This is a genomic window from Spirillospora sp. NPDC048819 (assembly GCF_040650055.1).
Classification (GTDB): domain Bacteria; phylum Actinomycetota; class Actinomycetes; order Streptosporangiales; family Streptosporangiaceae; genus Spirillospora.
Map to the genome: position 1 here is coordinate 14,095 of NZ_JBEZGN010000065.1, position 16,091 is coordinate 30,185.

The 16,091-nt window shown below is 77.1% G+C and carries 17 protein-coding genes; 14 read left to right on the forward strand and 3 right to left on the reverse strand.

Going from position 1 to position 16,091, the window contains the following annotated elements; genetic code table 11:
* The first annotated feature begins 37 nt into the window (after positions 1-37).
* Positions 38-826, forward strand: coding sequence for an IclR family transcriptional regulator (locus tag AB0C35_RS44205; protein ID WP_358470041.1), 789 nt, complete (start codon positions 38-40; stop codon positions 824-826).
* On the opposite strand, the gene AB0C35_RS44210 is transcribed toward AB0C35_RS44205, so the two are convergent.
* Complete coding sequence (locus tag AB0C35_RS44210) at positions 719-1,738, reverse strand: LysR family transcriptional regulator (RefSeq protein ID WP_358470044.1); 1,020 nt, start codon at positions 1,736-1,738, stop codon at positions 719-721. The genes AB0C35_RS44205 and AB0C35_RS44210 overlap by 108 nt on opposite strands.
* An 84-nt stretch (positions 1,739-1,822) precedes the next feature.
* On the opposite strand from AB0C35_RS44210, the gene AB0C35_RS44215 reads away from it, so the two are divergent.
* The 9 genes from AB0C35_RS44215 to AB0C35_RS44255 all read left to right on the forward strand — a co-directional run bounded on the left by AB0C35_RS44215 (position 1,823) and on the right by AB0C35_RS44255 (position 9,584).
* Positions 1,823-2,899: an aminotransferase class V-fold PLP-dependent enzyme gene (locus tag AB0C35_RS44215; RefSeq protein WP_358470047.1), complete on the forward strand. Its 1,077-nt coding sequence runs from the start codon at positions 1,823-1,825 to the stop codon at positions 2,897-2,899.
* A gap of 83 nt (positions 2,900-2,982) precedes the next feature.
* Positions 2,983-4,020, forward strand: a complete 1,038-nt coding sequence (locus tag AB0C35_RS44220; RefSeq protein ID WP_358470050.1) for an NAD-dependent epimerase/dehydratase family protein — start codon at positions 2,983-2,985, stop codon at positions 4,018-4,020.
* Between the two features lie 37 nt (positions 4,021-4,057).
* A complete protein-coding gene (locus tag AB0C35_RS44225; protein WP_358470053.1) occupies positions 4,058-4,726 on the forward strand; it encodes a glycosyltransferase family 2 protein in 669 nt (222 codons plus the stop codon).
* A complete protein-coding gene (locus AB0C35_RS44230) occupies positions 4,723-5,433 on the forward strand; it encodes a TIGR04282 family arsenosugar biosynthesis glycosyltransferase (protein ID WP_358470056.1) in 711 nt (236 codons plus the stop codon). The genes AB0C35_RS44225 and AB0C35_RS44230 overlap by 4 nt, the downstream gene beginning before the upstream one ends.
* The gene (locus AB0C35_RS44235) at positions 5,430-6,047 is read left to right on the forward strand and encodes a class I SAM-dependent methyltransferase (protein WP_358470059.1); all 618 of its coding nucleotides are present in this window, start codon (positions 5,430-5,432) and stop codon (positions 6,045-6,047) included. Before AB0C35_RS44230 ends, AB0C35_RS44235 begins: the two co-directional genes overlap by 4 nt.
* Positions 6,044-7,174, forward strand: a complete 1,131-nt coding sequence (locus AB0C35_RS44240) for a molybdopterin-dependent oxidoreductase (RefSeq protein ID WP_358470062.1) — start codon at positions 6,044-6,046, stop codon at positions 7,172-7,174. Before AB0C35_RS44235 ends, AB0C35_RS44240 begins: the two co-directional genes overlap by 4 nt.
* Positions 7,171-7,596 (forward strand): hypothetical protein, encoded by a 426-nt coding sequence (locus AB0C35_RS44245; protein WP_358470065.1) that lies wholly within the window; start codon positions 7,171-7,173, stop codon positions 7,594-7,596. The genes AB0C35_RS44240 and AB0C35_RS44245 overlap by 4 nt, the downstream gene beginning before the upstream one ends.
* Entirely contained in the window at positions 7,593-8,969 is a 1,377-nt protein-coding gene (locus AB0C35_RS44250) for a hypothetical protein (RefSeq protein WP_358470068.1), read from the forward strand. Before AB0C35_RS44245 ends, AB0C35_RS44250 begins: the two co-directional genes overlap by 4 nt.
* A gap of 147 nt (positions 8,970-9,116) precedes the next feature.
* Positions 9,117-9,584 (forward strand): DoxX family protein, encoded by a 468-nt coding sequence (locus tag AB0C35_RS44255; RefSeq protein WP_358470071.1) that lies wholly within the window; start codon positions 9,117-9,119, stop codon positions 9,582-9,584.
* A 95-nt stretch (positions 9,585-9,679) separates the two neighbouring features.
* On the opposite strand, the gene AB0C35_RS44260 is transcribed toward AB0C35_RS44255, so the two are convergent.
* On the reverse strand, positions 9,680-10,774 hold the full coding sequence (locus AB0C35_RS44260) for a ketoacyl-ACP synthase III (RefSeq protein ID WP_358470074.1): 1,095 nt from the start codon (positions 10,772-10,774) through the stop codon (positions 9,680-9,682).
* Positions 10,775-10,902: 128 nt separating this feature from the next.
* Between AB0C35_RS44260 and AB0C35_RS44265 the strand changes: the two genes are divergently transcribed.
* The 3 genes from AB0C35_RS44265 (at position 10,903) to AB0C35_RS44275 (ending at position 14,516) form a co-directional block, all read left to right on the forward strand.
* Positions 10,903-11,916 carry an acyltransferase domain-containing protein gene (locus tag AB0C35_RS44265; RefSeq protein WP_358470077.1) on the forward strand — a complete coding sequence of 338 codons (1,014 nt, stop codon included), beginning with the start codon at positions 10,903-10,905 and terminating at the stop codon, positions 11,914-11,916.
* Positions 11,917-11,929: 13 nt separating this feature from the next.
* The gene (locus AB0C35_RS44270; protein ID WP_358470080.1) at positions 11,930-13,789 is read left to right on the forward strand and encodes an acyl-CoA dehydrogenase; all 1,860 of its coding nucleotides are present in this window, start codon (positions 11,930-11,932) and stop codon (positions 13,787-13,789) included.
* 151 nt (positions 13,790-13,940) lie between these two features.
* Positions 13,941-14,516, forward strand: a complete 576-nt coding sequence (locus AB0C35_RS44275; RefSeq protein ID WP_358470083.1) for a TerD family protein — start codon at positions 13,941-13,943, stop codon at positions 14,514-14,516.
* A gap of 52 nt (positions 14,517-14,568) precedes the next feature.
* Here AB0C35_RS44275 and AB0C35_RS44280 read toward each other — a convergent pair whose 3' ends face one another.
* The gene (locus tag AB0C35_RS44280; protein ID WP_358470086.1) at positions 14,569-15,723 is read right to left on the reverse strand and encodes an alpha/beta hydrolase; all 1,155 of its coding nucleotides are present in this window, start codon (positions 15,721-15,723) and stop codon (positions 14,569-14,571) included.
* A 114-nt stretch (positions 15,724-15,837) separates the two neighbouring features.
* Between AB0C35_RS44280 and AB0C35_RS44285 the strand changes: the two genes are divergently transcribed.
* On the forward strand, positions 15,838-16,091 hold a 254-nt coding region (locus AB0C35_RS44285), incomplete at its 3' end, for a helix-turn-helix domain-containing protein (protein WP_358470089.1).

The following is a 16,091-nucleotide window of genomic DNA, read 5'->3' on the forward strand; positions in this document are numbered from 1 at the left end:
AGGAGACCGAGAACGTTCCCGGCCGGCCGGTGGCCGGATGAGCGAGCGTCCGGAAGGCCCGTTCCCGCCCCGGCCGGAGCACCCCAAACCCGGCACGCAGACGGTGGACCGGTCGGTCGCGGTGCTCCGCTCGTTCGAGGACGCCGCCCGGCAGACGCCCACCGAGATCGCGCACCGGCTCGGGCTGTCGGTCAGCACCGCGCACCGCATCGTCCACGCCCTGCACGCCACCGGGATGCTGGGGCAGGACCCGGCGACCGAGCGGTACTTCCTGGGCCCGACCACCGCGATCCTGGGCCGGCTGGCGCTGGAGCGGATGGGTGCGACCCTGCTGCAGCCGGAGCTGACCGCGCTGCGGGACGGGACGGGCGAGGCCGTCAGCCTCGGCGTCCGCGCCGGCGACGAGGTCGCGGTGATGCTGCACCTGCCCTCCACCCATCCGCTGCGCTACGACCAGCCGCCGGGCGACCGCAACCCGATCCACGCGTGCGCGATGGGCAAGACGCTGATGGCCTTCGGCGACGGCCTGGTCGCGGTGGACGAGCCGTTCCGCCGCTACACGCCCGCGACCCTCACCACCCGCAAGGAGCTGGACGCCGATCTGGACCGCGTCCGCGGCCGGGGCTACTCGGTCAACGACGAGGAGCGGCTGGCGGGTGTGCGCGCGGTCGCCGCGCCGGTCCGCGACGGGAACGGGCGCGTCTTCGCGGCCGTCGCGCTACAGGGCCCGTCCGTCCGCTTCGGCGACGACCGGCTGCCCGTCCTGGCCGAGGCCGTCGTGGCCGCCGCCGGGCGCCTCACCGACCTGCACCGGTACCTGTCCTAGCTGCGCTGGCGCGCGGCCGCGCGGGGCCGCGGCGACGGCGGTGAGCTCGTCCAGCAGCGCCGCCACCGCGGGCGGCCGCGGGCCCGCCGGGACCAGCGCGGTGACGCGGCGCCCGCCGACCCCGGGGACGGCGGGGCGGGCGACGCCCGGTTCGGTATGCAGGCCCAGCGCCATCTCCGGCAGCGTCGTGACGGCCAGGCCGCGGGCGACGAGCCGCTGGATCGCGACGTGGTCCTCGGTGGCGAAGGCGATGTCGGGGGTGAAGCCGGCCTTCTCGCACGCCCACCGCAGGTGGTCGCGGCACCGCGAGCAGCCCGACGCCCACGTCTCCCCGGCCAGGTCGGCCAGCCGGGGCCGCTTCGCGGAGGCCAGCGGGTGCGCCGCCGGGACCAGGAGGCGGAGCGGGTCCTCGCACAGCGGGATCTCGCGGAAGCGGGAGTCGGTGTCGGGCGGCATGTAGGCGTAGCGGAACACCACCGCGATGTCGGTCTCGCCCGCGCGCAGCGCCGCCAGCGCCTCGGGCGGCTCGGCGTCCAGCAGCGTCACCGACACGCCCGGCGCGCGGGCCCGCAGCCCGGCCAGGGCGTCGGGCAGCAGCCCGCCGGCGGCGGTGGGGAACACCGCGATCCGCACCCGCCCGGCGCGCAGCCCGGCGATCGCGGCGATCTGCTCCTCGGCGTCGGCCATCCGGGCCAGGACGTCCTCGACGTGCCCGACCAGGATCCGGCCGGCCTCGGTCAGCCGGACGCCGCGGCCGTGCCGGATCACCAGCGGGGTGCCGGCCTCGGCCTCCAGCCGGGCGATGTGGTGCGACACGGCGGGCTGGGTGTAGGCCAGGGCGCGGGCGGCGGCGGTCATCGACCCGAGCCGCGCCGCCTCGCGCAGGATCCGTCCCCGGTGCAGGTCGAGCATGACCGCAAGATATCAATCACACTGATGGGCCGCCCAGAAAACCGTACTTTGCCCTATGGGTGGGTGATGGACGACGATCGGTCCATGAGCCCACCGACCGAGCAGACCCTCTCGATCTCCGAAGCGCAGCGCGAGTTCACCGCCGGCGTCGCCTACCTCAACACCGCCACCTACGGGCTGCCGCCCCGCGCGGCGCACGAGGCGATGCTCGCCGCCGAACGCGACCGCGCCGCCGGGCTGATGACCACCGGGGCGCTGGACGAGGCGGTGACCCGCTCCCGCGAGGCGTTCGCGCGGCTGCTCGGGGTGCCGGCCGCGCGGGTCGCGTGCGGGCCGCAGGTGTCCTACTTCGTCGGACTGGTCGCGGCGTCGCTGCCCGCCGGGTCCACGGTCCTGGCCGCCGACGGCGACTTCACCTCGCTGCTGTGGCCGTTCGCCGCCCGGGCGGGGCTGACCGTCCGGTCCGTCCCGCTGGAGCGGATCGCCGAGGAGGTCGACGGCGGCACCGACCTGGTCGCGGTGTCGGCCGTGCAGTCCGCCGACGGCCGCATCGCCCCCATCGATGACCTGATCGCCGCCGCCCGCGCGCACGGCGCCCGGATCCTGCTGGACGCCACCCAGGCCGCCGGATGGCTGCCGCTGCCCGCCGGCGACGTCGACTGGCTGGTGTGCGGCGGCTACAAGTGGCTGCTCGGCCCCCGCGGCACCTGCTTCCTGACCGGCACCGGCGAGGCCCTGGACGCGCTGCCCGCCATCGGCGCCGGCTGGTACGCGGGCGACGACGTCTGGGACTCGGTCTACGGGCTGCCGCTGCGCCTGGCGCCGGACGCGCGCCGGCTCGACCTGTCCCCGGCCTGGCAGTGCTGGGCCGGGCACGCCCCCGCCCTGGAACTGCTCGGCCGGGTCGGCGTCCGGGCGATCCACGACCACGACGTGGGGCTGGCGCGCCGCTTCCGGGCGGCGCTGGGCCTGCCGCCCGGCGACTCGGCGATCGTGCCGGTGGCCGTCCCCGACGGCGCCGCCGACGTGCTGCGCGCCGGCGGGGTGATCGCCGCGGTCCGGGCCGGACGGCTGCGCTGCGCGTTCCACCTGACCACCACCGAGGCCGACGTGGACAAGGCCGCCGGGCTGCTCGCCCCGCTCGTCGCCCCCCGGGGCTGAAGATCTTACGAGGTTCGAACAAGGTGGCCCGCCGGGGCCGTTCACGCACGTCCGGGCGGCCGGCGCGTCCTACGTTCGATTGCATGAACGTACTGCTCACCGGGTCGGCCGGCTTCATCGGCTCGCACATCGCCGAGGCCCTGGCCGCCGCCGGGCACCGCGTCCGCGGCCTGGACACCCGGCCCGGCGGCCCCGCCGGCGGTCCGGCCGGCGTCCCCGCCGACGTCCGCGACGCCGCCGCGGTGGCCGGGCGGCTCGGCGGTGTGGACGCCGTCTGCCACCAGGCCGCCAAGGTCGGCCTCGGCGTGGACGTGTCCGACCTGCCCGGCTACACCTCCGTCAACGTGCAGGGCACCGCCGTGCTGCTGGCCGAGATGGCCCGCGCCGGCGTCGGCGCCCTCGTCCTGGCCTCCTCGATGGTGGTGTACGGGGAGGGCGCCTACACCTGCGGCCGGCACGGCGCCGTGCGTCCCGGGCCGCGCGCGGAGGAGGCGCTGCGCGCGGGACGGTTCGAGCCCGCCTGCCCGTCCTGCGGGCGGCCGCTCACCCCCGGCGCCGTCGGCGAGGACACCCCGCCCGACCCCCGCAACGTCTACGCCGACACCAAACTCGCCCAGGAGCACCTGGCCGCCTCGTGGGCGCGGGCGACGGGCGGCTCGGCCGCCGCGCTGCGCTACCACAACGTGTACGGGCCGCGGATGCCGCGCGACACCCCCTACGCCGGGGTCGCGGCGATCTTCCGGTCGCGGCTGGCGGACGGGCGGGCGCCGCTGGTGTTCGAGGACGGCGCGCAGCGCCGCGACTTCGTGCACGTCCGCGACGTCGCCCGCGCCAACGTGCTGGCGCTGGAACGCCTGGCGGCCGGGCCGCCCGAACCCGGCGGGCTGCGCGCCTACAACATCGCCAGCGGCGAGCCCCGCACCATCGGCGACATGGCGGGCGCGCTCGCCGCCGCGTTCGGCGGGCCCGCCCCGCGCGTCACCGGCGGCTACCGGCTCGGGGACGTCCGCCACATCGTCGCCCGCCCCGACCGCGCCCGCCGCGAGCTGGGGTTCTCCCCGTCGGTCGCGTTCGCCGACGGGATGGCCGAGTTCGCCCGCCGGCCCGTCACCAGTTCGTAAGGGTCGTCCGCCCGTCACCGAAAGTAGCGTCGCCAACGTGATCGATGTGGTTCTCCCGTGCCTCGACGAGGCCCAAGCGCTGCCCTGGGTGCTGACCCGGATGCCCGAGGGCTTCCGTCCGCTGGTGGTCGACAACGCCTCCACCGACGGCTCCGCCCGCGTCGCCGCCGCCCACGGCGCCCGCGTCGTCGCGGCGCCCGACCGCGGGTTCGGCGCCGCCTGCCACGAGGGCCTGCTGGCCGCCGCCACCGACGTGGTGTGCGTGATGGACGCCGACGCCTCCCTCGACCCGGCCGAACTGCCCCGGCTCGTCGCCGCCCTCCACGGGCTGGAGGCCCCGGGGCGGCCGGGTCTTGTACTGGGACGGCGGCGGCCGTCCGGGCGCGGCGCGTGGCCGCCGCACGCGCGGCTCGGCAACGCCGTCCTTGCCCGGTCGCTGAACCGGCGCGCCGGGACCCGGCTGCGCGACCTGGGGCCGATGCGCGCCGCCCGCCGCGAGGGACTCCTCGCGCTCGGGCTGGCCGACCGCCGGTTCGGCTACCCGCTGGAGATGGTGCTGCGCGCGTCCCGCGCCGGATGGCGGATCGGGGAGGTCGACGTCGCCTACCTGCCCCGCACCGGCGAGTCGAAGGTGACCGGGACGCTCGGCGGGACGGTCCGCGCCGTCCGCGACATGCGCCGCGTCCTGACGGAGGTCGCCCCGTGAACACCCCCGCGAACGGCCCGGCGGACGGCCCGGCGGACGGCCCGGCGGACGGCACTGCGGGCCAGGCGCCGCTTGCCGACCTGATCGTCATCGCCAAGGAACCCGTCCCCGGACGGGTCAAGACGCGGCTGACGCCCGCGTACACGCCCGCCGAGGCCGCCGCGCTGGCCGAGGCGTCCCTGCACGACACCCTCGCCGCCGTCGCCGCGGCCCCGGCCGGACGCCGCACCCTCGCGCTGGACGGCACGCCCGGCCCGTGGCTGCCCGGCGGCTTCACCGTGATCGCCCAGCGCGGAGGCGGCCTGGACGAACGCCTCGCCCACGCCTTCGACGACGCCTTCGCCGGCCGCCCCCTCGTGCTGATCGGGATGGACACCCCGCAGGTCACGCCCGCGCTGCTGGAACGGGCCCGGCGCGGCCTGGCCCGGCACGACGCGGTGGTCGGCCCCGCCCGCGACGGCGGGTTCTGGCTGCTGGGGCTGCGGCGCCCCGACGCGCGGCTGCTGCGCGGCGTCCCGATGTCGCGGTCCTACACCGGCGCGGTGCTGCTGGCGCGGCTGCGCGCCGCCCGGCTGGACACCGGGTTCCTGCCGCGCCTCACCGACGTCGACACCCCGGCCGACGCCCGGGCCGTCGCCGCCCGCGCTCCGGGCGGCCGGTTCGCGGCCGCCGTGCGGGCCCTGGGCGGCAGGGCGGCCGCGGCGTGATCGGCGAACTGTACGAGGAGGCGCTGCGCGGCAGCGGCCCGGTGGAGATCGAGCACGCCGACGGCCGACGCCGCCCCCTTCCCGTCCAGGACTGGCTGGCGCCCCGCGCCGGGGACGGCGGGCTGCTGGCCCGCTGCGAGGGCGCCACCCTCGACGTCGGGTCCGGGCCGGGGCGGCTCACCGTGGAGCTGGCCCGGCGCGGCCTGCCGGTGCTGGGCATCGACCTGGCCCCCGCCGCGGTCGCGCTGACGGTCGCCGCGGGCGGGCCCGCCCTGTGCCGGGACGTGTTCGGCCGCGTCCCCGGCGCCGGCCGCTGGCGGACCGTGCTGCTCGCCGACGGCAACATCGGCATCGGCGGCGACCCCGCCGCGCTGCTGCGCCGCGTCCTGGCGCTGCCGGCGCCCGGCGGGAAGGTCCTGATGGAGGTCGAGCCGCCCGGCGCCGGGTCCCGGACCGAGCCGCTTCGGCTGCGGTCGGGCCGCTCGGTCGGCGAATGGTTCACCTGGGCGCACGTGTCGGCCGACGCCGCCGCCGGGCTGGCCGCCGCGTGCGCCGCCACGGTGACCGAACTCTGGGAGGAGGCCGACCGGTGGTTCGTCGCCCTGCGCTCGTGAGACCCCGGCCCCCGGCGGTCCTGACGTCCCTGCCGGCGCGGTTCAGCAGCCGCCTGCACGACGAGCGGGTCGCGGCATGGCTGGGCATGGCCCTGGGCGTCAGCTTCCTGTCGGCGTTCGCGACCGGGCTGATCAGCCACTTCATGCAGCATCCGCCCGCGTGGGCGCAGTGGCCCTCGCGTCCGGTGAACCTGTACCGGGTCAGCCAGGGCGTGCACGTCATCGGCGGGCTGGCGACGGTGCCGCTGCTGCTGGCCAAGCTGTGGACGGTCTACCCGAAGCTGTGGCAGTGGCCGCCCGTCCGCTCGGCCGCGCACGGCCTGCGGCGGCTGGCGGTCTTCGCGCTGGTCGGCGGGGCCCTGTTCCAGTTCGTCACCGGGGTGCTGAACATCGCCTACTGGTACGCCTTCCCGTTCCTGTTCACCACCGCCCACTACTGGACCGCCTACATCGTCATCGGCGCGCTGCTGGTCCACGCCGCCGACCAGTGGCCCAAGGCGCGCCGCACCGTGATGACCCGCCCGCAGGACGCGGTGGGGCGCCGCGCGTTCCTGCTCACCGTCGCCGGCGCGGGCGGCGTGATCGCGGCGACGACGGCGGGGGAGGCGTTCACGCCGCTGGCACGGCTGGCGGTGCTGGCCCCGCGCCGCCCCGGCACCGGGCCGCAGGGCCTGCCGGTCAACAGGTCCGCGGCCGCCGCCGGGGTGACGGCCCCGGCCCGCGACCCCGGCTGGCGGCTCACCGTCACCGGCCGCGTCGCCCGCGAACTCACCCTCTCGCTGGACGACCTGCGCGCCCTCCCGCAGCACACCGCGCGGCTCCCGATCGCGTGCGTGGAGGGCTGGAGCGCCGACGGCGCCTGGCGGGGCGTCCGGCTGCGGGACCTGCTGGCCATGGCGGGCGCCCCCGCCGGCGCGCGGGTGCGGATCGAGTCGCTGCAGCGCGGCGGGATCTACCGCACCTCGCAGGTCGCCCCGCCGCACTGGCGCGACCCGCTCACCCTGCTGGCCCTCGGCCTCAACGGCGAGCCCCTCCACCTCGACCACGGGTATCCGTGCCGTCTGATCGCCCCGAACCGCCCCGGCGTCATGCAGACCAAATGGGTGCACCGGGTGGTGGTCGAGTGAGGATCCTGGTGACCGCGGCGGGCCTGGCGCTCATCGCCGTGGGCGTGCGCGGCGTCGTCACCGATCTCGACGCCGCCGCGTGGCTGGCGTGGTTCGCGGGCGCCGCGATCCTGCACGACGGCGTCCTGGTCCCGGTCGTGCTCGCGGCCGGGCTCGCGACCCGCCGGCTGCCCGCCGCCTCCCGGCGCGTCGTGCACGCGGCGCTGATCACGGCGGCGTGCACGACAGCCGTCGCGCTGCCGCTCGTCCTGGGCCGCGGCCGCCGCGCCGACGAGCCGTCCCGCCTGCCGCTGCCCTACGACCGCAACCTCGCCATCGTGCTGGCGGCGATCACCGTGGCCGCCGCGGCCGCGATCGCCGCCCGCGCGATCGCCGCCCGCCGCCAAGGGCGGTCGCGGCCCGCGGACCGGGGGCGGACGTGACCGCCACCGGCGTCCGCAGGCAGCCCCAGGCGGGCGGGAAGCGCGCAGCGCGGCGGGCGCGGCCCGGGTGGATCGCGGTCGCGGCGTGGGCGGCCGGGATCGCGGCGGCGTTCGCGGTGGGCTGGTACCTGCGGCGCGCCGGCCTGGCGACCGAAGACCGGCTGCCCCCGCTGCATGCGCGGGCGCGGGGGCGGCCGCCGGCCTGGGAGCTGCTGCCCGCGGCGGCGGTCGCGGCCGCCGCCGTGGCGGCGCTGCCGGTGCTGGCGGCGCGGCTGCCGTGGCGGGCGCTGCCGCCCGCCGCGTGGACGGTCGCCGCGGCGTGGGCGGTGGCGCTGGCGGCCACCGGCGGCTGGGACGCGCTCGCCGCCCCGCTGGAGGCCCCCACCGAGTACCCGGCGGGCCTGGCGCAGGTGCGGCCCGACCCGCTGCTGTGGCTGCAGACCTTCACCGAGCGCCTGGGCGGCTACACCACGCACGTGCGGGGCCATCCGCCGCTGCCGACGCTGGTGCTGTGGGCGCTGGAGGCGGCCGGGCTGGGCGGCACCGGCTGGGCGGCGGCGTTCATCATCGCGGCGGGCACGTCCGCGGTGGCGGCGATCGTTGTGACGGTGCGGTGCGCGGCGGGCGAGGCCATGGCGCGGGCGGCGGTGCCGTTCCTGGCGCTGGCGCCGGCGGCGCTGTGGATCGCGACCGCCATGGACGCGTTCTTCCTGGCCGTGGGCGCGTGGGGGACGGCACTGGCGGCCATGGCGGCCCGCCGGGCCGGCGTGCGGGCGCTGGCCGCCGGCTGGGCGGGCGGGCTGCTGCTCGGCTGCCTGCCGTATCTGAGCTACGGGCTGCTCCCGCTGTTCGCGGTGCCGCTGGCGGTGCTGGTGCTGACCCGTCCCGGGCCGCGCGTGCTCGCCGCACTGGGCGCGGGGCTGGTGGTGGCGCCGGCGGTGTTCACGCTGCTGGGGTTCTGGTGGCCCGACGGCGTCCGCGCCACGTTGGAGACCTACCTGGTCAGCCGCGGGTCGGCGCAGCGCTCCTACGCCTACTTCGCCTTGGCCAACCTCGCCGTGCTGGGCCTGCTGACCGGCCCGGCGGTCGCGCACGCGCTGCCCCGCGCGCTGGGCGCGCTGCGGGACGCGGTCCGGGCGAGGTCCGCGTCCCCGCCCGCCGCGGTGGCGGCGCTGGCGGCGGCGGCGCTGGTCGGCGTGCTCGCCCTGGACGTCTCCGGCGTGACCCGCGGCGAGGTCGAGCGGATCTGGGTGCCGTTCGCCGCCTGGCTGCTCACCGCCGCCGCCCTGCACCGGCCTCCGTCGCGGGCCTGGCTGGCGGCGCAGGCCGCGACCGCCCTCGCCGTGCAGGCCCTCATCGTGTCCCCGTGGTGACGGCGGCCCGGCGGACGCCTCTCACCTGCGCCGATACCGCCGCAGAAAAATCTCGAAGAAAATCCCGGGGGGATGTCGATCCGGCGGGCGCCCGTGCGACGCGTCAGTGAAAGGCCGATGAGACACACGCACGGAAGGACCACCGCCATGACCGCCACCCAGATCCCCACCACCCACCACGCCGCCGCCCACCACGCCACCACCGGCAACGTCCCCGCCGGGAGCCGCCGCCGCGTGCGCAAGGTGCTGTGGGGCGCGCAGGTCTTCATCGCCGCGTTCCTGTTCTTCGCCTCGGCGCTGCCGAAGTTCGCCGGGCAGGCCGACGCGGTCGAGACCTTCAACGAGATCGGCTGGGGCCAGTGGTTCCGGTACGTGACCGGCGCCGTCGAGGCCGCCGGCGCGGTCGCGCTGGTGGTCCCGCGGCTGGCCGGGCTCGCCGCGGCCGGCCTGATCGGCCTGATGGGCGGCGCGGCCCTCACCCAGATCCTGGTGCTGGAGCCCGCGTGGGCGCTGCTGCCCGCCGCGTACGCCGTCGTGCTCGCCGCGGTCGTCCGGGACCGCCGCGCCGAGTCCCGCCGGGTGCTGCGCTCCCTGCGGGGCCGCACCGGGCGGTGACGCCGCCCGCACCGCGAACGGCGGACGACCCGAGGCCACCCGGCCCGGGTCGTCCGCCGTTTCACGGAGCCGGGGCGGGCGCCCGGGGACGGGGGTCAGTCGGGCGGCCAGACGATGAGGGTGTGCCCCCAGGTCACGCCCGCGCCGAACCCGGCGAGCAGGACCAGGTCGCCGGCCGCGATCCGGTTCTCGCGCACGGCCCGGTCCAGGGCGTAGGGGAGGCTGGCGGCGCCGATGTTGCCGACGTCCTGCCCGGTGATCGCCAGCTGCGCCGGGTCGAGGCCGGCCTCGCCGGCCAGCGAGGCGACCAGCCGCGGGTTGGGCTGGTGCGGGACGACCAGCGCCAGGTCGGCGGGTTTGATGCCGGCGTCCTCGGCGGCCTCGGCCACCATCCGCGGGAAGACGTCGGCGATGAAGCCGCGCACGGCCCGGGCGTCCATGTGGATGGTGTGGCCGAGCCCGGCGACGGTGCCGGCGCCGGCGGGGGAGCGGCTGCCTCCGGCGGGGATGAGCACGTCCCCGGCGCGGGAGCCGTCCGACCCGAGCGTGACCGGGCCGATCCCGTACGGCGCCGCGACGGGCCCGATCACCGCGGCCGCGGCGCCGTCCCCGAACAGCGCGGCGGTGGCCCGGTCGGCGGGGTTGACGAAGCGCGAGTACACCTCGACGCCGATGACCAGCGCGTGCGGCGCGGGCTCGGGGCGTCCGGCGAGCCAGCCGACCGCGGCCTGCAGCCCGAACACGAACCCGGTGCAGGCGGCGGAGACGTCGAACGCGGCGGCGCGGCGCGCGCCCAGCAGCGCCTGCACCCGGCAGGCGGTGGAGGGCCCCAGCTCGTCGGGGGTCGAGGTGCCGAGGACGATCAGGCCGATGTCGCCGGCGTCCAGTCCCGCCTCCCGCAGCGCGCGCCCGGCGGCGGCCGCGGCCAGGTCCGAGGCGGCCTGCCCGGGCCCGGCGACGTGCCGGTGGCGGATGCCGGTGCGCTCCTCGATCCAGGACGGATCCAGCCCCATCGACCGGGACAGTTCCTCGCTGTGCACCCGCCGGGCGGGAAGGTACGCGCCGGTTCCGCGGATCGCCCATCCCCGAAGCCCCCCGTGCGGATGGACCCGGTGCGGGTGGACCACGTGCGGATGGATGCCCTGGGAGTGGACGCCGTGTGAGGGGAGTTCGTGCGGTGCTCGTGCCACTGACGGTTGCCAGACGGATCCCATGAGCGAATAATCCCATTTCAGGGTTTATGTTCCATAACTATAAATAAAGCGGCCTTTATCCAAAAAGAAAAGAGAGCCTTCCTTCGAGGTAAGGAGACCCCCGCGTGTCGTTCTCTCATCTTCATCCGGCCGAGGAGCTCAAGCCCGACGACGTGTGCGCGTTCCTTTTCGCCGGTACCGGCGCCGCGGGGGTCCCCGACCTGCCCGCGCTCGCCCGCACCGGACGGGCCGCCGCGCGCGCCGTCGCCGACGTCCTGGACGCCGTCCAGGAGGGCCTGCCGCGCACCGGGTGGCCGTCCCTGCGCACGATCCTGCTGGAGGACCCCGGCGCCTACCGCGCGGCGGCCCGCGCGCCCGGCGTCGCCCAGCTCACCGGATACGCCGCCTCGGTCGCCGTCGACCGGGTCCTGCGCACCGCCGGCGTGCACCCCGGCCACGTGGTCGGGCAGAGCTTCGGGGAGATCGCCGCGCTGGTCAGCGCGGGCGCGTTCGCGATCGCCGACGGCGCCCGCATGGCCGTCAGCCTCGTCGGGGTGCTGACGCGGCGCGGCCGCGGCGGCGGACTGGCCCTGCTGGAGGCCGGCGAGGACGGCGCACGCGCCTGCATCGAGGCCGCCGCCGCCCCCCAGGTCGTGGTGGCGTGCCTGAACGCGCCGTCGGTGACGGTTGTGGCCGGCCCCGACGGGCCCCTGGAGCAGGTCCTGGACGCCGCACGCGGCAAGGGGGTGCGGACCGTGCGGCTCGCCGTCCCCTACCTGTCGCACCATCCCGCGATGGCCGGCGCCGACGACGAGTGGTACACGATGATCCGCCGGTTCCCCCAGCGGCCGATGGAGCTGCCGGTGCACTCGCCCGTGCGGGGCCGCGCCTACCGCGACGGCGACGACCTGCACCGCGCGCTGGCCGACTGCATCGTCAAGCCGGTGCGGCTCCCGCAGACGCTGCGGGCGGTGCGCGAGGCGGGCGCGACGGTGTTCACCGAGGCCGGCGCCGGGAACGCGCTGTGCCAGTGCGCCCGGCTGACGCTGCCGGGCGCGCGCACCCTGACGCCCCTGCGCGACCACCCGCCCGGCCCGCGCCCCAGCGCGCCCGTGACCGCCGCCCGCCCCCGAGCCTGACGGAGGAACCGCGATGAACACCTTCACCGGCATGGACTCCCCCGCCGGCGGCGCCCCCGCCGGCGGCGCCCCCGCCGGCGCCGTCCCCGACGCGGGCCTGCTCGGCTTCGTGCGGTGCACGTCCCTGGACGCCAAGACGCGGGCGCGGCTGGACGGCGCCGTCCCCGACGAGTTCTTCGCCTACCCCGACGGGCTCACCGCCCGCGACCGCCAAGAGCTCACCTACGAGAGGCTGCGGCGGGCGGGCCTGGCCGCGCCGCCCGCGCCCGACCTGCTGGACGACCCGCCGGCGCTGTGCGCGCTGCTGGAACGCGCCGCGATCGCCGACCCGGCCCTGTTCCACGTGATGCTGCTGCACTACACCCTGGCGCTCGGCCCGATCCTGCGGTTCGGCGCCGGGCAGGAGGGCCCCCGCGCGGCGCGCGACGACCTGGAGTCGATGACCTCGTTCGGGACGCTGCTGATGACCGAGGTGGGGCGCAGCAACAGCCACCTGTCGCCGCGCACCGTCGCCCGCCACGACCCGTCCACCGGCGGGTTCGTGCTCACCACGCCGGACGCCCACGCCGCCAAGTTCCCCACCAACACCGCCCACCCCCGCGTCCCCAAGACCGCCGCCGTCTACGCCACCCTCGTCCACGGCGGCCGCGAGCACGGCGTGTTCGTGTTCGTGGTGCCGCTGCGCGGAGCCGACGGCGCCGTCCCGCCCGGCGTACGGATCGTCGCGGCGCCCGAGACGACGGGCCTGCAGGTCGACTACGCGGCCGTGCTGCTGGACGATCTGGCCGTGCCCTACGAGGCGTGGCTGCGCGACGGCGCCCGCATCGAGCCCGGCGGGGCCTTCCACGACCCGGCCGGGTCGCCGGCGGCGCGGCTGACGCGGTCGATGGGCATCGCCCCGGCGGTGTGGCGCGCCGTCATCTCCGCGTCGGCGGCGATCACGCGGGCGTCGGCGGGGACGCTGCTGGCGCACTCGGCGGGACGCGCCACGCTCGGCCGGCTGGCCCCGCGCCGCCCGCTGACCGACTACCGCAACCAGCAGGAGGCGGTGCTGGGCGCGCTGGCGTCCGGGTACGCGCTCACCGCCGTCGCCGCGCACGTCCAGTCCCGCCGCACCTCCGCCGAGCCCGCCGCCGGGGACGGGGGGCCCGACACCGCGTGGGCGCCGTGGTCGGCGGTCGACCGCGACCTGGCGCTGCTGAAGGCCGCCGCGACCGCGCAGGCGCAGGAGACGGTGTCGGCGTGCCGGGTGCACAGCGGCGCGCCCGGGTTCGCCGCCGCCGAGCGCCTCAACGCCTACCGGGGCCTGGCGCACGCCTACACCAGCGCCGGCGGCGACAACGAGCTGATCCTCTACGACACCGCCCGCGCGATGGCCGAACTGGACCGCTACGCCCCGCCCGAGCCGGGGGCCGGGCCGCCCGACGGCGGCGACCTGGAATCCCCGCGGGTGTGGCTGTTCCTGGCCCGCGACGCCGAGCGCCGGATGCGCGACCGGCTCGCCGCGCGGGTGCGGGACGCCCGCGGTTCGGGCGAGGACGCGTTCACCGCGTGGAACGCCAACCTGGTGCTGGCCGCGCGGACCGCGGCGGCCTGCGCCGACCGGATCGTCCTGGAGATCTGCGTCTCGGCCCTGGACGCGGGGCCGCCGGCGCTGCGGCCCGTGCTGCGCCTGCACGCCCTGAACCGGCTGGACCGCCGCGCCGCCGACCTGCTGAACGAGGGGGTCGTGCCGCCCGGGATGCTCGACGAGCTGTGGGCGGCGCGGCGGGCGGCGTGCGACGAGCTGGCGCCGCGCGCCGCGGAACTGGCCGCCGCGTTCGGGCTGCCAGCCGCGATCGGCGCGCCCGCCGCGTTCCTCGGCGGCGGGTGAGGACCGCGGCGCCGGGGAAAATCAGCACGCCACGCCGTGAATTTGCCAAGGAGGCGGGGGAACCCGCGTGAGGTGGCTACCGTTCTCGTAAGACAGACGAAACGCGCGCGGGTGATTCGCACCCGCAGAGGCCGATACGGAGGTAGACACAGTGGGAGTCAGTCTGAGCAAGGGCGGCAACGTCTCGCTGACCAAGGAGGCCCCCGGACTGACCGCCGTCGTGGTTGGTCTGGGCTGGGACGTGCGGACCACGACCGGCACCGACTTCGACCTCGACGCCAGCGCCCTGGTGTGCTCGGCGGAGAACAAGGTGCTGTCGGACCAGCACTTCGTGTTCTTCAACAACCTCAAGAGCCCGGACGGGTCGGTCGAGCACACCGGTGACAACCTCACCGGTGAGGGCGAGGGCGACGACGAGCAGATCAAGGTGAGCCTGTCGACCGTCCCGGCCGACGTCGCCAAGATCGTGTTCCCGGTGTCGATCTACGACGCCGACGGCCGGCAGCAGAGCTTCGGGCAGGTCCGCAACGCCTTCATCCGGGTGGTGAACCAGGCCGACAACAGCGAGATCGCACGCTACGACCTGTCGGAGGACGCCTCGACCGAGACCGCGATGGTGTTCGGCGAGCTGTACCGCAACGGCGCGGAGTGGAAGTTCCGCGCGGTGGGCCAGGGGTACGCCTCGGGCCTGTCGGGCATCGCCTCCGACTTCGGCGTCAACGTCTGAGCGTCCGCCGCCACTGCGGGGCGTCCCGGGACCTTCCCGGGGCGCCCCGTTCTCATGCGGCCGGCCCGCCGGCGATGAGCCGGGTCAGCGGGAGCCGCAGCGCCCTTTCGGCGGCGCGGGCGGCGGGGCCGGGGGACAGGCGGGCCGCCAGCCAGCCCCAGATGGCGGGCATCAGGACGCGGAACCGCTCGGGCGCGCAGTGCGTGGCGCCCGCCACCAGCCACACGGCCGTGCCCGGCCGTCCGGCCAGGCCCGTGGTGTCGCCGGGCGGGATGTACTGGTCGCGGGCGCCGTTGACGGCCAGCAGCGGCGCCGCGCGCCCGGCGCGGCCGGGGTCCAGGAGCCCCTGGCCGCGCAGGGAGAAGGCGTCCAGAAGCTCGGCGGCCCGGCCGGGGCCGGGCGGAGCGTCGAGGCCGAGGGCGTTCCCGAGGATGCCGGTCATGCCGTAGGGCAGGTTGAGCACGTCCACCGGTGTCGCCGCGGCGCCGGTGGGGCCGCCGAGGTCGACGGCGGCGTCGACCTCGCCGAGCAGCGCGAGCTTGGCCGCCCAGTGCCCGCCGAAGCTGAGGCCGAGGAACCCGGTCGGCAGCCCGTACTCGCGGCGCAGCTCACCGGCGAGGGCGGCCAGGACGCGGTCGGCGCCGGGCGTCAGCACCAGCTCGGACTCCCCGGTGCCGGGCATGTCGATCGCGGCCACGATGAACCCGGTGGCCAGCGCGGTCGTCACGGCCAGGCGGTGCAGGTCCATCTTCCAGGTGTCGACGCCGCCGGACAGGATCAGCACGCCGCGCGGGCGGCCGAACGGTCGGCGGAACAGGTGCGCGGGCACCGGCGTCGTGGCGTTGCCCGTCCCGTCCCCGGGGTGGGGGACGTGCAGGATCCGGCGGCGGAAGCGGGCGCGGAACCGGGGGGCCGCGTCCAGATACCGCTCCAGCTGCCGCCGGTGGGCGTCGCGGCGGGCCTCGGTGGCCAGGCAGGGGAAGCGGGCGGCGCCCCAGCACAGCGATTCGGCCAGGGGTCCGCGCTCACGACCGGCCCGCTCGGCCTCGGCGGCCCAGACCGGGCCCCAGCCGTCCTCGCCGTCGCCCCACATCTCGCCGATCCGGTCCCTGGCCCGGGCGACCGCGCCGGCGGGGACGCCCAGCGCGGTGAACTGACGGGCGCGCTCGTCGAGGACGGCCTGGGGATCCACGGTGAAGGTGAACATGCCCCTAGAATGTGAGCAATATTCAGTGTCTGGCAACTCGCATTCGGAGGCCCCATCTCCACGCCGCGCAAAAGGCCGCGCCAGCTGCGTTCCCGGGAGACCGTCGAGGCGATCCTGGACGCGGCGGCTCAGCTTTTCGGGCGTCTCGGCTACGCCGGCACCACCACCAACAAGATCGCCGAACGGGCGGGGGTGTCGATCGGGTCGCTGTACCAGTACTTCCCCGACAAGGACGCCGTGCTGTACGCCCTCGGCGAGCGGCACATGCACCACCTGGCCGGGGAGTTCGCGGCGGGGGTGGCGGGCCGGGGCCCAAACCCCCCCCCCGCGGCGGGGGGGGGGGCGGGCCCCGGGGGGGGCGGCGCCCC